The 15,955-nt window shown below is 52.0% G+C and carries 13 protein-coding genes; 8 read left to right on the forward strand and 5 right to left on the reverse strand.

The genetic code is table 11. The features are described 5' to 3' along the window. The first annotated feature begins 73 nt into the window (after window positions 1–73). From ACYVH9_RS02315 to ACYVH9_RS02340, 6 genes are all read left to right on the forward strand, one after another. Window positions 74–1,426 carry an aspartate aminotransferase family protein gene (locus ACYVH9_RS02315; protein WP_460634676.1) on the forward strand — a complete coding sequence of 451 codons (1,353 nt, stop codon included), beginning with the start codon at window positions 74–76 and terminating at the stop codon, window positions 1,424–1,426. Window positions 1,427–1,445: 19 nt separating this feature from the next. Then, entirely contained in the window at window positions 1,446–2,624 is a 1,179-nt protein-coding gene (gene dgoD, locus ACYVH9_RS02320) for a galactonate dehydratase (protein WP_460634677.1), read from the forward strand. Between the two features lie 33 nt (window positions 2,625–2,657). Continuing rightward, window positions 2,658–3,425, forward strand: coding sequence for an SDR family NAD(P)-dependent oxidoreductase (locus ACYVH9_RS02325; RefSeq protein ID WP_460634678.1), 768 nt, complete (start codon window positions 2,658–2,660; stop codon window positions 3,423–3,425). Then, a complete protein-coding gene (locus tag ACYVH9_RS02330; protein WP_460634679.1) occupies window positions 3,426–4,826 on the forward strand; it encodes a hypothetical protein in 1,401 nt (466 codons plus the stop codon). Then, entirely contained in the window at window positions 4,807–6,372 is a 1,566-nt protein-coding gene (locus tag ACYVH9_RS02335; RefSeq protein ID WP_460634680.1) for a sodium:solute symporter family transporter, read from the forward strand. The genes ACYVH9_RS02330 and ACYVH9_RS02335 overlap by 20 nt, the downstream gene beginning before the upstream one ends. 111 nt (window positions 6,373–6,483) lie before the next feature. Beyond that, on the forward strand, window positions 6,484–7,350 hold the full coding sequence (locus tag ACYVH9_RS02340) for an SMP-30/gluconolactonase/LRE family protein (RefSeq protein WP_460634681.1): 867 nt from the start codon (window positions 6,484–6,486) through the stop codon (window positions 7,348–7,350). A 75-nt stretch (window positions 7,351–7,425) separates the two neighbouring features. On the opposite strand, the gene ACYVH9_RS02345 is transcribed toward ACYVH9_RS02340, so the two are convergent. Continuing rightward, the gene (locus ACYVH9_RS02345) at window positions 7,426–7,668 is read right to left on the reverse strand and encodes a type B 50S ribosomal protein L31 (protein WP_460634682.1); all 243 of its coding nucleotides are present in this window, start codon (window positions 7,666–7,668) and stop codon (window positions 7,426–7,428) included. Window positions 7,669–8,153: 485 nt separating this feature from the next. Between ACYVH9_RS02345 and ACYVH9_RS02350 the strand changes: the two genes are divergently transcribed. Then, window positions 8,154–10,613 carry a ribonucleoside-diphosphate reductase subunit alpha gene (locus tag ACYVH9_RS02350; RefSeq protein ID WP_460634683.1) on the forward strand — a complete coding sequence of 820 codons (2,460 nt, stop codon included), beginning with the start codon at window positions 8,154–8,156 and terminating at the stop codon, window positions 10,611–10,613. Window positions 10,614–11,113: 500 nt separating this feature from the next. Here ACYVH9_RS02350 and ACYVH9_RS02355 read toward each other — a convergent pair whose 3' ends face one another. From ACYVH9_RS02355 to ACYVH9_RS02370, 4 genes are all read right to left on the reverse strand, one after another. Next, window positions 11,114–11,344 (reverse strand): PspC domain-containing protein, encoded by a 231-nt coding sequence (locus tag ACYVH9_RS02355; protein ID WP_460634684.1) that lies wholly within the window; start codon window positions 11,342–11,344, stop codon window positions 11,114–11,116. A gap of 140 nt (window positions 11,345–11,484) precedes the next feature. Then, on the reverse strand, window positions 11,485–13,635 hold the full coding sequence (locus ACYVH9_RS02360) for an FUSC family membrane protein (RefSeq protein ID WP_460634685.1): 2,151 nt from the start codon (window positions 13,633–13,635) through the stop codon (window positions 11,485–11,487). 76 nt (window positions 13,636–13,711) lie between these two features. After that, window positions 13,712–13,936 carry a hypothetical protein gene (locus ACYVH9_RS02365; protein ID WP_460634686.1) on the reverse strand — a complete coding sequence of 75 codons (225 nt, stop codon included), beginning with the start codon at window positions 13,934–13,936 and terminating at the stop codon, window positions 13,712–13,714. Between the two features lie 351 nt (window positions 13,937–14,287). Then, window positions 14,288–14,689: a hypothetical protein gene (locus ACYVH9_RS02370; protein ID WP_460634687.1), complete on the reverse strand. Its 402-nt coding sequence runs from the start codon at window positions 14,687–14,689 to the stop codon at window positions 14,288–14,290. A gap of 131 nt (window positions 14,690–14,820) precedes the next feature. Here ACYVH9_RS02370 and ACYVH9_RS02375 point away from each other — a divergent pair, with 131 nt between their 5' ends. After that, window positions 14,821–15,834: an AraC family transcriptional regulator gene (locus ACYVH9_RS02375; RefSeq protein ID WP_460634688.1), complete on the forward strand. Its 1,014-nt coding sequence runs from the start codon at window positions 14,821–14,823 to the stop codon at window positions 15,832–15,834. Window positions 15,835–15,955: the final 121 nt, after the last annotated feature.

Here is a 15,955-nt window from a genome sequence, read left to right on the forward strand (position 1 = left end):
CGGTGAATCGCAGCCAGAACCGTAAACCCAAAATCATAAACTGAAAAAATCACAGAATCAACCTGAATGTACAATGACTAAGTGGCCGAAATCGCAGGAAATTCTCAAGAATAACGAACAATGGATACCCGGTGGAGTGGTGTCGCTCAATCGTAAATCAGATCCGAACATCTGTTTTACAAAGGGCGTTGGTAGTCGCGTCTGGGATATTGAGGGGAATGAATACATTGATTACCAGGCCGGTTTTGCGGCCACCTTTCTGGGGCACAACGACCCGGATATCAACGAAGCTGTTCGACAGGCGTTGAGCGGAGAAACCGTTCTGATGGGAGCGGGGCCGACGGATCTGGAGGGCCAATTTGCGGAACTCTTCTGCCAGCATGTGCCTTCAGTGGAAAGCCTTCAAATCACCTCGACGGGGTCGGAAGCCACCTATCATGCCATGCGGATTGCCCGGGCCGTGACAGGGCGCGATCATGTCATTGTGATGCAGGGGGGGTACAACGGCTGGCACAACGATGTGGCCTGCAACGTTATCAGCAGCCTAACCGACGTGGGGCCGCGCGTCAGCCCCGGCGAATACCCGTTCGATGCGCTATCAGCCGGGATTCCAGAGGTGCATCAATCGCTGGTACACATCATCAATTACAACGATCTGGATTCGGTGGCGTATGTGCTGAAACGGTATCCGGTGGCTTGCCTGATTCTGGAGCCGATTTTGCAGAATATCGGCATTGTCAAACCAAAACCGGGTTACCTGGAAGGTTTGCGCAAACTGGCCGACGAACAGGGTTTTCTGCTGATATTCGATGAAGTAAAAACCGGTTTTCGGCACGCCATCGGCGGTTATCAAAGCATTTCCGGCATCCAGCCGGATTTGAGCACCTTCGGAAAAGCCGTGGCCAATGGTTATCCGCTGGGCGTCATTGGTGGAAAAAAGAAGTACATGGATTACTTTGTGCACCCCGACCGCGATAAGCGCGTCCTGATTGCAGGTACCTACAACGCGTTTCCGCTCACAACCGTAGCTGCCCTGGCTACCCTGAAAAAACTGGCATCGCCGGAGTACGGGGTTTACGAGCACGTCAACCGGCTGGGGCAACGGCTGGAAGAAGGGCTGAACACGATTTTTGCCTCAACCGGGCGGCCTTTTCATCTGGCGCGGCAGGGATCGGCCTATTGCCTGTATTTTATGGACCACGCGCCGGTCGATTTTCACGATATTGCCGCACACCACGATTTTGCGCTTGATAAAACGTACCGCGTCAAATTGATCGAAAAAGGCATTTTCAATTTTCCCATGCCGATCAAACAAGGCAGTATTTCGTTTGCGCATACCGCTCAGGATATTGACGAAACGCTCGAAAAAACCGAAGCAGTGGTAACCCGCCTGTTTCAACAAATTCCTGATTCTCAAATTGCCTGATTAACCCTGACTGATCCGAATGAAGATTACGGCGATTGAAACCCAGGTTTGCCATGCCCGCATGCGAAACTGGATTTTTGTAAAAGTGATGACCGACCAGCCCGGTTTGTGGGGTTGGGGCGAAGCGACGCTCGAATGGCATACCCGCGCCGTGGTGGGCGCCATTGAAGATATCTCCCAACTGCTGATTGGCGAAGATCCCCGGCGCATCGAACACCTTTGGCAGATGATGTACCGGCAGCATTTCTGGCACGGCAACGGTATTGTGCGCGGCACGGCCATCAGCGGCATCGACATTGCCCTCTGGGATATTCTCGGAAAAATTCACGGTGTGCCCTGCCACGAACTCTGGGGCGGCCGCGTGCGCGATTACATCCGGCTGTACTGCCACCTGGGCGGAGGGAAAATGGAGGATTTTTACCAGACCAAACCCGATGACGCCAACCGATTTGGCGAATTGGCCCAGCAGGCCGTGGCCGACGGTTTTACGGCTTTCAAATCGATGGCAGTTCCGGAAACCATGCCGCTGGAAGGGCTGCAGCCCATTCATTACGCCGAAGCCTGTGTGAAAGCCATGCGCGAAGCCGTTGGCGACAGCATCGATATTATGGTTGACTGCCACGCCCGGCCTTCCCCGCGCATGGGGATGCAGTTTGCCAAAGCCCTGGAACCGTACGGGCTGTATTTTTTCGAAGAACCCTGCTGGCCCGAAACGATGGACGATATTGCCCTGATTCAGCGGGCGGTCAAAACGCCGATTGCCAGCGGAGAACGGCTGATTGGTGTTCATGCGTTCCGCGAAATGCTGGAAAAGCGGGCGGTCAGTGTCATTCAACCCGACATAACGCACTGCGGAGGATTGAGCGAAGTACGCCGGATTGCGGCTTTGGCCGAAGCCTATCGCGTAGCCGTGGCTCCGCACAATCCGCAGGGACCGGTCAGCACCGCAGCTTCCATCGAATTCGGCTTTGCCACCCCTTCGTACGCCATTTGCGAGAGCGTGCACAGCGACGTTCCGTGGCGGGTTGATGTGGTCAGCGAAGGGTTTACGGTGGAGAAAAAAGGTCGGATTGTGTACCCGAATCCGCGCCCGGGACTGGGCATCGAAATCAACGAAGACGAAGTTAGAAAACACCCGTTTCAGCAGGAGGTGCTGCAACGAACGTTCTACAAAGACGGCAGCGTCGGCGACTGGTGACGGTAAAATAGAAATGAACTAAACGGACGGACAGTGGACAAACTATTTACAAAAAGAACCGTCCTGATCAGTGGTGGGCTGGGCGACATTGGCCGGGCCATTGCGCTGGAATTTGCCCGACTTGGCGCTAACGTTGCCTTGGGCGACATTAGCCCAGCCAGCCGGGCGGAGGCTTTCCTGGATGAACTGAACCGGTTTTCGGTAGCGACTCTGTACACGCAGGTCGACGTAACGGATTCAAAAACCGTACAAGATTGGGTGCTATCGGTGGAGGAGAGTCTGGGTGTGGCTGATATCATCATCGCCAATGCCGCCACGGTGACGCCCAAGCGTATTCACGAGCTAAGCCCGGAGGAATGGTCGGCCGAAATCCGGGTTAACCTGGATGGGGCCTTCTTCCTGACGCAAACCGCCACGGCCCGGTTACTGGCTCACCAGTTGCCGGGGCGCGTCGTATTTGTCGGGAGCTGGGCAGCCCACGCGGTGCATCCGCACATTCCGGCCTACAGCGTAGCCAAAGCCGGGCTCCGGATGCTCTGCCAGTGTCTGGCACTGGAGCTGGCGGAGCACCAGATTCTGGTCAACGAAATCGCTCCCGGCTACGTCAATGCCGGTCTGAGTGCCCGGTTTTGGGAAAAAGAACCGGCGCTGGCCGATCAGGCTCGCAACCAGGTGCCCATCAAAAAACTCATCAGTGCGGAAGCCGTGGCCCGGCAGGTGGTTCAACTCTGCCACCCCGACAACGAACACATGACCGGCAGTACGCTGCTCATGGATGGAGGACTTTCACTATTGACCTAAATGGAACCTAAACCCTACCCTGCCTTTCAACAACCTGCCTTTACCGGTTTGATCGGTGTTGCGCAGAATGATATTACCCCGCCGGTGGGCATTTACGCCCGGAACTGGGGGGCCGCGACCCACGAAACCGCCGAAGGCATTCACCGACCGCTGATGCTGACCTGCACCACGTTTCGGACGGCTGAAAACGAAAAACCGCTTGTGCTGATTGGTGCTGATCTGGGTTGGTGGCGGAGTGCCGACGACGAACACTTTCTTCGTCACGAGATCCTGAGCGCATTGTCGCTGGATGCGTCACAACTACTGTTCTGTTTGTCGCACACCCACGCAGGCCCCAGTCTTTCCCGCGACGATGTCCCTAAAGCAGGTGGAGAGTTAGTTGAACCGTATCTGCGGTTTTTGCAGAAAAAAGCCATTGAAACTGTTCAAACGGCCCTGCGTGCGGCTGTTCCGGCAACGTTGACGTGGGCGTATGGCCGCTGTGATCTGGCGTCCAACCGGGACTTGCCAGATGCAGATCAGGATCGTTTTATTTGTGGATTGAACCCCGAAAATGGGGCGGATGACACGCTGCTGGTGGGGAAAATTGCCGACGAGCAGGGACAAACGCTGGGCACGCTGGTCAATTACGCCTGTCACCCGACTACGTTGGCCTGGGAAAACCGGCTGATCTCCCCCGATTACATCGGAGCCATGCGCGAGGTGGTGGAAGGGGCAACCGGTGCTCCCTGTCTGTTCATGCAGGGGGCTTCCGGCGAGCTAGCGCCCCGCGAGCAGTACGTCGGCGATGTTCGAATTGCCGATGCCTACGGGCGGCAGTTGGGCTACGCTGTTTTGTCGACGCTGGAAGCGATTTTACCCCCGAAAAACCGGCTGGAATTCAGCGGAGTCGTTGAATCGGGTGCGCCACTGGCCATCTGGAAAAAAACAGCGTATAACCCCTCCCGCACGCTCCGGTTCGAGAAAATAGACGTGGAACTGCCGCTGAAACCGTTGCCTTCGCTGGCCGAAATTGAGCGTGAGTGGGCCGCCTGTACCGACAATGTCCTGAAAGAGCGGCTCTGGCGGAAACGCGGTATTCGCAAAACCGTCGGTGATGGTGATGTAACCCGGATACCGCTCTGGATCTGGCAACTGGGAGATTCGGTGCTGGTGGGGCAGCCGAACGAAGCGTATTCGGTGTTTCAGCAACAACTTCGGGAGCAGCTAGCCCCCAAAGCGGTGGCCGTAGGTAACATTGTTAATGGTTCAACCGGTTACCTGCCACCCAGCCACCTCTACGATACCGATATCTACCCCGTCTGGCAAACGCCCTTTGCCCCGGGTTCACTGGAGCGGCTGATCGACCGCGCCATTCAGATAACCCGCAACCTGACCCGGCATGAATCTATCCACGCTTGACCTGTTTATTTTTGGTATTTACATTCTTGGGGTTATTGCTTTAGGCATTTATGCGTCCCGCAAAGGCCAGCAGACCAAACGGGATTATTTTCTGGCGGGAGACAAACTGCCGTGGTGGATGATTGGCGGGAGCATCATTGCTTCCAACATCAGCAGCCATCATCTGGTGGGCGCGATGGGCGTGGCCTACAGCCGTGGTTTTGTGGCTATTGCGATGGAGTGGGGCGCTATCCTGATCGGATTCAACGCCTTGCTCTGGATTTTTCTGCCGTTCTACATCCGCAACGGTTTTTATACCATTCCCGAATTTTTACAAAAACGCTTCGGCGACGCGGCCCGCACAACGTACGCCGTCCTGATTCTGTTGACGTACATTTTCGTGGAAATCAGCGCGGTATTGTACCTGGGTGCCCTTTCGTTGCATTCCTTGCTGGGCTTTCCGGTGATTACCAGCGTTTTGGTACTGGCTATTTTTACCGGCATTTACACGATTGCGGGCGGCTTGCGGGCTGTGATCTGGACCGAAATGCTGCAACTTGGCGTATTGATTTTGGGGGGTGTCGCGTTGACCGTTGCCACCGTCAATGCGGCTGGTGGCGTTTCAGCGGTTACCGAAACGTCGAAAGACTGGGATCTGATTCTGCCCGCCGATGATCCGGATTTTCCGTGGACCATGTACCTCGGTGGTACGTTGTGCATCAGCATTTTCTACTGTGCTACCAACCAGTTTATTGTGCAGCGGGTGCTGGCGGCCAAAAATGAGTGGCACGCGCGCATGGGCGTGGTCTTCGGTGATTACCTGAAATTTTTGATTCCGGTGATTATCACGGTTCCGGCGCTGGTGGCTCCCAAACTGTTTCCGGCGCTGGAAAAACCGGATTTGTTGTTTCCGACGCTGGTTGAGAACCTACTGCCGACAGGGCTGGTGGGGCTGGTGATGGCGGGTCTGATTGCCGCCGTGATGTCGCATCTGTCGGGAGCAATCAACTCCTGCACTACCATCCTCACGGTGGATGTGTACCTGAGTTACTTCAAGAAAAATGCATCGGAAGCGCAGGCGATTCGGTTTGGCCGGATGGCTGGCATCGTCATTATTGTGACGGGTATCTTGTGTACAGGTTTGTTCATTACGCAGTCCGACAAACCGGTTTTTTTGTACCTGATGAATGCCTATGGGTTGTTTACACCTGGTATTTCGGTGATGTTTCTGCTCGGAATTCTCTGGAAACGAACCACCCACGCCGGGGCGCTAACGGCGGGTATTCTGACCATTCCGCTTTCCATTGCGCTGGAGTTTATGTTTCCGACTATGCCGTTTTTCAACCGAACCGGGATTGTGTTCTGGACTTGTATGGTACTATGTGTCCTTGTCAGTTTAGTAACCAAACCCAAAACAGAAACGGAACTGGAAGGGTTAATCTGGAATAAGGAAAGTTTGTTGCTACTACCCGAAGAGCGCGAACAACAGCGTGGATGGCGCAATCCTGCGATCTGGTGGGCCATCATTACGGCTGCGGTTCTGTACTTTTACATTCGGTATGCTTAATGAGGTTTACGGTTTTTGGTTTACAGTTTACGGTGGTACACCATTTTGGATAAGTCGGCTCATCAAAACCCGTGAACCAAAACCCGTGAACCGAGAACTGTAAAACGATTTATGGAGAACACAAATTGGGAAGTTGTACTGGAGCATTCCTGCCAGTTGGGTGAAGGCCCCGTCTGGGATGCTGAAAACAAACGTGTATTGTGGGTGGATATTCTGCCGGGTGACATTCATTCGTTCGACCCGGAAACCAAAGAACACCGCACGTTTAACGCCGGGCAAATGGTGGGTGCCATCGCTTTGTTGCCGTCGGGCAATCTGATAGCGGCCCTTCAGGATGGGTTTCACACCATTTCGCTGGAAACCGGTCGCGTCGAACCGATTGCCGATCCGGAAGCACATTTGCCCGAAAACCGGTTTAACGACGGAAAACGCGATCCGGCGGGCCGCTTCTGGGCGGGTACGATGGCGCTGGACGAGAAACCCGGTGCCGGCGCGTTGTACATGCTGGACGAGGACCAGTCCGTCTCGCTAAAAATAGATAACGTAACCTGTTCCAACGGATTGGCCTGGAGTCTCGACCATCGGTTGTTGTATTACATCGATTCTCCTACCCAGCAAGTCGTGGCTTATGATTACGATTTGCCAAGTGGTTCGATTACCAACAAGCGGGTAGTGCTTCAATTTGGGGAAGATGATGGTTTTCCGGATGGCATGACCATCGACAACGAAGGAATGCTCTGGGTTGCGTTCTGGGATGGCTGGAAGGTGGGCCGTTACAACCCGGGCACCGGTGAAGAACTCCGGCGGATTAAGCTGCCCGCTGCCCGCATTACCTCTTGTACCTTCGGGGGCGATACGCTACAGGATTTATACATTACCTCGGCCAAAAAGGAATTGAGCCCGGAGGAGCTGGAAAAGCAGCCGCTGGCCGGTCGTCTTTTCGTGGTGAAAAACGTCGGCAGCCAGGGCGTTGTCTAGGAAATTTGGTATAGCAAGAACATAAAAAAACCGTCATCAGATTGCTGGTGACGGTTTTTTTGTAAAACGATACGGTTATTTTTTACCGTACCGCTTCAGGAATTTATCAACGCGACCGGCGGTGTCGAGCATAACGTTCTTACCCGTGTAGAAAGGGTGAGACTCCGAGCTTACTTCGACTTTAACCACGGGATACGTGTTGCCTTCAAACTCAATGGTTTCTCTCGTTTGAATGGTCGAGCGGGAAAGAAACTTGTGATCGCTGGTCAGATCCCAGAACACAACATCTCTGTACTCTGGATGGATGCCTTTTTTCATGACAATATAAAAAATACAAAAAATGAATCAGTTGTTGAATGCTTTCTCCTCCACTTCGCTCAGAAGCTTATTGGATTTAAGGAGTGCAAAGGTACAGACTTTCTAATTGGTTTCCAACCTATTGAGTAGCTTTTGTTACAATCAAAAAAAGTATGTTGTTCCTGGTTGATTTTTTGTACTTTTTTTGTTATTTTAACTAACAATATGGTAACAATCAGTGTTTTACCGGAGGTCGCTACCGTTAGCTAAATAAGCGCTATCAAGTTTTTTAGACCTAGTTTTCGATAGGCTTTTCCTAAGTTATTCTGGGTTAGCTCTTAACAGTTTCGTAACATTGCTACAGGTTAGAATATTTCTAAGTTAGTGACGTAGGCATGAACGTTCCGCTTTGCATTGTTGTACTACTGCTTAGTACCTTTAAGGAATCATAAACGGAGAGTCAACTTATTCTTCTATACTATCTACAATAATATCCCAATCACACTATGTACGTAATCAAGCGTGACGGCCGCCGGGAATCGGTCAAACTCGATAAAATCACTGCACGGATTGAAAAACTGTGCTACGGTTTGGATCCCGCCTATGTACAACCCATCGAAGTATCGATGAAAGTAGTCAACGGGATCTACGACGGTGTAAAAACGACCGAGCTGGATAACCTGGCGGCTGAAACGGCGGCCTCGATGACAACTCGTCACCCGGATTACGCGATTCTGGCGGCCCGGATGGCTATTTCCAACTTACACAAGGAAACCAATAAATCTTTTTCGGGAACGATCAAACGGCTTTACAATTACGTCGATCCGAAAACCGGTGAAAATGCCGCGCTGATCTCGAAGGAGGTATACGACGTGGTTCGGAAAAATGCCGCCCAGCTTGATTCAACGATTATCTACGACCGCGACTACGGTTATGACTATTTCGGCTACAAAACGCTGGAAAAGTCGTATCTGCTGAAGATGGACGGTAAAATTGCCGAGCGGCCGCAGCACATGCTGATGCGTGTGGCCGTCGGGATTCATATGAACGACGTGGAAGCGGCCATCGAAACCTACAACCTGTTGTCGGAAAAGTGGTTTACGCACGCAACGCCCACGTTGTTCAACGCCGGAACGCCCAAGCCGCAGATGTCGAGCTGCTTCCTGCTGACGATGAAAGACGACAGCATTGAGGGCATCTACGATACGCTGAAACAAACCGCCAAGATTTCGCAATCGGCGGGCGGTATTGGCTTGAGCATCCACAACATCCGCGCGACCGGCACGTACATCAAAGGCACGAACGGAACCTCAAACGGGATCATCCCGATGCTGCGGGTGTTTAACGACACCGCCCGGTACGTTGATCAGGGCGGGGGCAAGCGCAAAGGTTCGTTTGCGGTTTATCTGGAGCCCTGGCACGCCGATATTTTTGATTTCCTGCAATTGAAGAAAAACCACGGGAAAGAAGAACTCCGCGCCCGCGATTTGTTCTACGCCCTCTGGGTGCCGGATTTGTTTATGAAACGGGTAGAAGACAACGATGTCTGGTCGTTGATGTGTCCGCACGAGTGCCCCGGTCTGGCTGATACGCACGGCGATGAATTTGTTGCCCTGTATGAACAGTACGAGCGCGAAGGCCGGTACCGCCGTCAGGTGAAGGCGCAGGATTTGTGGTACGAAATTCTGGAATCGCAAACCGAAACCGGAACGCCATACATGCTGTTCAAGGATGCCGCCAACTCAAAATCGAACCAGAAAAACCTGGGAACGATCAAATCGTCGAATCTTTGCACGGAAATCATCGAGTATACTGATGCCGACGAAGTAGCGGTTTGTAACCTCGCGTCGATTGCCCTGCCGAAATATATTACGAAAGGCCAGGACGGTATTTTGCGGTTTGACCACCAGAAGTTGTACGAAATTACCAAGGTGGCAACCAAAAACCTGAATAAAATTATCGACATCAACTACTATCCGGTGGAGGAAGCCCGCCGGTCGAACATGCGCCACCGGCCGATTGGTCTGGGGGTTCAGGGCTTGGCCGATGCCTTCATTATGCTGCGGATGCCGTTCGAATCGGAGGAAGCCAAGCAGTTGAACAAGGATATTTTCGAAACCATCTATTTTGCCGCCATGACCGCGTCGATGGAACAGGCAAAGCAGTATGGACCGTACGAAACCTGGAAAGGATCGCCGATTTCGCAGGGTATCTTCCAGTTTGATATGTGGGGTGTTACGCCCGAATCCGGTCGTTGGGATTGGGAGTCGCTGCGAAAAGAAGTCGTACAGCACGGTGTTCGGAACTCGCTGCTGCTGGCACCTATGCCGACGGCTTCGACCAGCCAGATTCTGGGCAACAACGAATGTTTCGAACCGTTTACGTCGAACATTTACGTTCGTCGCGTTTTGTCGGGCGAGTTTGTGGTTGTCAACAAATACCTGCTGAAAGACCTCGTGAAGCTCGGCATGTGGAACGACCGCATGAAAAACATGCTGATTGCCGCCAACGGTTCGGTGCAAAATATTCCGGGCATTCCGCAGAACATCAAGGATCTGTACAAAACCGTTTGGGAGATCAAGCAGAAAACCGTAATTGACATGGCCGCCGACCGGGGTGCGTACATCTGCCAGTCGCAGTCGCTGAACATTCACATGGTGGATGCCAACTTCGGCAAGCTGACGTCGATGCACTTCCATGCCTGGAAACGCGGGCTGAAAACCGGTATGTACTACCTCCGTACGAAAGCCGCAGCCGACGCCGTGAAGTTCACGGTCGAAAAGCAGGCCGACGCGCAACTGGAGCCGGTACTGGCCGAGACGATGGAAAAACCGTTGAACTACGAAAAGTTTGCTCAGGAAGGAGCCGCTGCGCATCCGGTGCAGGCTAGTGAAGCAGAAGCCGCCTATGCCGCAATGATGTGTTCGCTGGACAATCCGGAAGGCTGCGAAGCTTGCGGAAGCTGAGAAGTTCTAATACCGAATAATGAAAAGCCCTTCTCTTAGTGAGAAGGGCTTTTCTTATAAAATAAAACGAATTATTAAGGAATAAGGGTAGGAACGCTGTATTGATGAACTTTATAATTGTTTGACAATGCAAAAAAAAATAGCCCTATGGATTGGATTTTAGGTTCAATAGGAATTTTTCTTATTCTATTCGGACTTATCATTTGGCGGTTTCGACTTGTTGACCTACTGAGCAATGTGGACGGAAGGAAAGTTCTTGATAAAGAAAAAGCAACTCGCTTAACGTTCTATTATCTGGTAATCTTAGGAAGTTGCTTTTTACTAGTAAGCTACTTCATAGAAGAAATGAGCGAACGAACTTTAATGCTGACTTTAGCCTGCTTTATTCCGGTAAACACGGTAGTGCTGGTTTTCTACATGGTTGCGCAAAGTCGTAATATGAAATAATGCATAAAAAAACCGTCCTGAACCCGGGACGGTTTTTTGCGTTTTAGACTTGGTTATCTCGGGCGGTCATCCGGCTGTGCGTGGTAATACCGTTCCCCCTTTGGCATGACAATCCACAAAACGATGTAGACAATAACAGTCGGGAAAGAGGTTGGCAAAATGAGCATCAGCGCAAAAAAGAGACGGACCCATACTTTATCAATACCGAAGTAATCAGCAAGGCCGGCGGCAACACCACCTAGCATGGCTTCGGAAGGAATTCGGTGCAACTGATTCGTTGTCATGACTTTATTAGTTTAGTTGTTTACTTTTTGTTCGTTTGTTGCTTACTGTTGATACAAAGGTACTGTGCAATGCCAAGTAGTCAAACAACTTTCTTATGAGCGGATTGGGGACAGTATGACAGGACTAAAATCGGGACGGATCAGGCCAGAATGGTGTCGGTCAGCTTGCTGATATCGTGGCTGATTTTCTGAATAAAATCGAGTTGTTCCTTCAACGAGCGGTCGTCGTTGGTAGGTGTTTCTGGTTTCTCAGCCGTCATGACATCGTTTCCGGGAGCTTCTGTACCGATTTTGGCCGCTTCGGGGTCGAGACGCTTCAGGCTTTCATTCAAAACCGTCAGCGATCGTCGGATGGGGCGCAGCAAATCCGGCGAATAGGTAGGCGGTTGTCCAGCTACCAACTGGGCCGAGGCTATGGTAGCAATGTTTGACGACAGAATGTGGTTCAGCACCACGAATTCATAAATGTCATTCCGGTGCCACTGCTTACTCTGCGGTTCGGACGTCATACGCTGGAAAGCGGCAGCCAGGTTGGCCGAGCTGACGTAAACCTCTTTGCGGGTTAGTTTATAATCCGTCAGCGTCAACGGTTTTCCCGACAAGCTGTCGGCGAGTTTGCGCAGATAACTGCGGTTGGCCCGCAAAACATCGGAGAGCAGGCCCTTAAGTTGCTGCGACTCCCAGCTGGGAAACAGGTAGCTGGCCAAAAATGCAATGAGGCAGCCAATGAACGTATCGAAAATACGTTCTTCAACCAGGCTGATGCCGCCCAGACCAATAAACCGCAGAACAATCAGGATGTAAGGCGTCATCAGAATAACCATGACGATGTACTGAGTCCGCTGAAAACTGTAGGCACCGATCATCAGCGGCAGCATCGCCCAGAACAAACCCGTGGGGCTCGAAATAAACGTGAGCAGCGCTACCCCAATTAGTCCGCCCGCAACCGTGCCGATGATCCGCTCATAATTCCGCTGCTTGGTCAGGCTGAAAGCTGGTTTGAGAATCACCGAAACCGTCAACAAAATCCAGTAGCCGTGGTGACCGTAGGCAATGAGCTTGGCGACGACAAAACCAACCAGGCAACCAATAGTCACCCGGAGCGAGTGCCGGAAGATGGAAGAATCCAGGGTCAGGCTGTTCAGGATCAGTTTGGGGTCAATTTCCTGGTGTGACACGAATCGGGAATATTCAGTTACTTCGTGACGGCCCGGTTTTAAGGTTTGATCCCTTGGCGAATACGTGTGAATATCGTTCAGTCGCTGGTTGATGTTGCGGAGTGTGATCAGAATTTTTTTCAGGACGAAATTGCTCCCTTCCTTGTCCGTGGCGCCGATCTCGTCAATTTTCAGCTTCAGCCGTTCCAGGTGCCGGATCAGGTCCGTCCGGCTTTTATACGGGCGGTTTGACTGGATCGACAATCCGATATAATCCATTTCAATGGCAAGTTGACGAATCAGCCGGGCAATGTCATCCAGAACGCCGGTTTTGCCAAACCGTTCGCGAATAGCGGTATAGTCGTAATACATCGCCACGATTTGCTCATAAAGGTCCACAATATCGCCAAAAGTCAGCACCAGTAACCGGCCCGGCCAGGTGGATTCTTTCATGAAGACCCGGGTTTTGAAAAGCAGTTCGCGAACGGCGTCCTGCTTTTCGCTGACCACGGCCTGTTGGGCAACCAGCTTGCGGTAATCCTCCTGCAAGTCTGTCCGGATGCTGTAAAACTCGGCTTTGATGGTCAGGAACTTTGCAATTTCGTGGATGCATTCGCCCAGTGCCTGCTGGGCCGCCCGGTAGGGCAGAAGCTGCGAGAAAGACAGACTAATGGCGGTGTACCAGCATCCTCCGGCCAACACCAGCGCACCATACCGCCAGACTTCGGCCGGTTCGAGTTCCCGATCCATCATCAGAATCATGGCCAGCAAACCCGCCGATCCAACGGACGTTGCCCGGTTGCCGTAGATGGCGAACATTGAAAAGAAGAAGCTCAGGAGCGCAACTTCAATGCCCAGCATCCAGACGTTCATACGGGCAAAGCCGGTTAGCAACGAAATCAGGACTACGACCAGATTTCCGGCCAGCATACCGTTGCGCCGGTGCATGACGGGACCCGGCGCATCCGTCATGCTTACCCAGAGGGCACCCAGAGAAATGGGTAAACCGGTTTCGAAATCGCCAAACTGATACGAAACGACAGCTGGGATCAGAATGGCCAGCGTAATCCGCAAACCATCCGAAAAATGCTGACCAGATAGAAAATACCGGACTTCCCGGATCTGTCTTTTCATGGTGGCAAGGTAGGTGGTATTACCCGACTAACCAACCCCCAAAAGCAAGAATGAGTGCGAAAAACCGAGTTTGAGTTTACCGGACGGCGATGGAATAGCCGGCTTTTTCCAACTGCTTTGCCCAGTGGGACGGAACCACACAGTAGCGCATTTTTTCTAACCGAATGATGCTGTGCAATTCGCCGGTACGTTTGTCAATGCATTGACGACGATAAAGAGCGTCGGAAAGGCAGTTGAACTGCGGAAAAATTTTCAGGAAATCAGATGATTCAGCTTGCTGCTGGGTCAACGGTAGTGACATACACGCGTAACGGAAAAAGGTCGCTTAGTGAACACGGATAATACTTTTCAGAGGATGTTACGGCGCTTTACCCAAGTCAGTCACCTAGCTTAGGTAAAAGGTGGTTACAAAAATACAGTGTTTATCAAATAAATACAAATAAAGTAGTAACAAAATATCGGGTGAATAATATGACTATATCGTTAATTTTGACCGGTTAATCACCAGTATTTATAAAAATACGGAGTTGACCGCCCGGCGGTCCAACTCCGTATTGAAAATGCTGCCGGTAAAAATTTACTATTTGTAAATTGCTTTGTCAGACAGTACACTAAGTGTCAGTCCGGTCCAGCAAAAGCCCTCATGATGAAATCACGGTGCCAGGGCCACTTTTTTCTGTCCGGCTGCTCGCAAACCCAGAATTTGAGCGACGATTAAAGCTGCAACAATCATCGTGTCGATCAGCAAAACTTCCGTTGCCAGAGCTGAAAGCGGGGGCCCCCAAATCAAGATTTCGATGTAGTATCCGAACAACAGTGCATTCAGCGCAACAATTGCCAGAATCAAGCGCCGGGAAGCGGTTGCGCGCAGGGCAGCATACGTTGCCAGCCCCGCCATTACCAGCAGTTCGACTCCGAACACCAGCCGGTTGCCATTGGTGAGCTCATCGAGAAACGGAAGTTTATTGCCCAGAAAAAGAAAGGCAATGGCACCGAGCTCGGCAAAAACAACGTTCGCCCACAGGGCTCTCCGTAATAAGGGTGACTTTTCCATGTTTGTGTTTGTTTGAGTGATGACACAAAAGTAGCGGGGCACCGCCGGGTACGGTTTACCCGAATGCGCCAATCGATTACCAGTTGGCGACACAGGCATTGGGTGAATTGGATAACGAGTACCTTTAGGACATGGAAAATCCACAAAAGCAGTTTGTGCTGAGTTTGCTGGCGTACGCAGCGCAGAAAGATGTTGATCCGGAGCGGCTGTGTAGTTTGGCCGGGATCGATTTACCTTCTTTTAGGAAGCAACCAGACGCATCGTTGGTGCCCCGGCAACTGAGCGATCTCTGGCTGAATGCGGTGCACCTGACCCAGGATCCGCTGCTGGGCCTGCATTTTGGTGAGTCGGTACAGCTGGCGGCTTTGGGCGTGGTGGGGCAGTTAATACAAACTTGTGCAACAGTTGGCGAAGCCCTGACGCTGGCGGCCGGGGCGATGCACCTGATCACGGATTTGTTCCGCATGGAAGTCCGTCAGGCTGGGCCGACGTTTACTATTCAGTACACGCCAACGGACGGCGACGAAAACGAGCCCACACCCGTGCTTCGGCAGATGATGGAGTTCTTCCTGGTTTTTACCCTGCATGAGGCCGACGGCCTGGTTTTAAAGAAAATAAGTCCCCAAACCGTTAGCTTTCCCTACGATTTATCCAATCCGTCGGAATACGAGCGGGTGCTTCGTTGCAAGCCTGTCAGGAAGCCGGGGGCGTATTCGATGGAGTTTGAGAACCGGTACTGGAATGAACCCATTCTGACGGCCCACTACGAACTGCAAACGGTTCTGCTGAAGAAAGTGAGTGAACAAAACCGGACCTATGAAAACGCAAAGGCGATGAAGGAGCGCATCCATAATTTTCTGTTAACCAACGCTTACCTCGGCATGCCCACGCTGGAACAAATGGCGGCCAATTTTAACACCAGCCCCCGTAGTCTCCAGCGAAAACTTCAGGACGAGGGCGTTAGCTATCAGCAGGTTGCTGATTCCATCCGTAAATCGCTGGCCTTGCATTATCTGTCGCTGGGGCGTTATCCCGTCAAAGAAATTTCCCATATTCTTGGTTATAATGAGTTGAGTGCTTTCAGCCGGGCGTTTAAACGCTGGACGGGAACAACACCGGGATCTTATCAGAAAAGCCAGGGCTAAATGCTCGTCTGACGTACGCTCGTTCAGGGACCGACTTTCACTGACGAAACAAAACCGTATTGATGCTGTTTATCAAGGATCATTCCCGGACGCAGACGGTATCTGGAGCAGAGAAGGGGGA

The organism is Larkinella harenae (genome assembly GCF_054780515.1).

Coding starts and splice junctions, on each gene's coding strand:
- ACYVH9_RS02315 (WP_460634676.1), top strand. CDS start 74: ATGACTAAGTGGCCGAAATCGCAGGAAATTCTCAAGAATAACGAACAA.
- dgoD (WP_460634677.1), top strand. CDS start 1,446: ATGAAGATTACGGCGATTGAAACCCAGGTTTGCCATGCCCGCATGCGA.
- ACYVH9_RS02330 (WP_460634679.1), top strand. CDS start 3,426: ATGGAACCTAAACCCTACCCTGCCTTTCAACAACCTGCCTTTACCGGT.
- ACYVH9_RS02335 (WP_460634680.1), top strand. CDS start 4,807: ATGAATCTATCCACGCTTGACCTGTTTATTTTTGGTATTTACATTCTT.
- ACYVH9_RS02340 (WP_460634681.1), top strand. CDS start 6,484: ATGGAGAACACAAATTGGGAAGTTGTACTGGAGCATTCCTGCCAGTTG.
- ACYVH9_RS02345 (WP_460634682.1), bottom strand. CDS start 7,668: ATGAAAAAAGGCATCCATCCAGAGTACAGAGATGTTGTGTTCTGGGAT.
- ACYVH9_RS02350 (WP_460634683.1), top strand. CDS start 8,154: ATGTACGTAATCAAGCGTGACGGCCGCCGGGAATCGGTCAAACTCGAT.
- ACYVH9_RS02355 (WP_460634684.1), bottom strand. CDS start 11,344: ATGACAACGAATCAGTTGCACCGAATTCCTTCCGAAGCCATGCTAGGT.
- ACYVH9_RS02360 (WP_460634685.1), bottom strand. CDS start 13,635: ATGAAAAGACAGATCCGGGAAGTCCGGTATTTTCTATCTGGTCAGCAT.
- ACYVH9_RS02365 (WP_460634686.1), bottom strand. CDS start 13,936: ATGTCACTACCGTTGACCCAGCAGCAAGCTGAATCATCTGATTTCCTG.
- ACYVH9_RS02370 (WP_460634687.1), bottom strand. CDS start 14,689: ATGGAAAAGTCACCCTTATTACGGAGAGCCCTGTGGGCGAACGTTGTT.
- ACYVH9_RS02375 (WP_460634688.1), top strand. CDS start 14,821: ATGGAAAATCCACAAAAGCAGTTTGTGCTGAGTTTGCTGGCGTACGCA.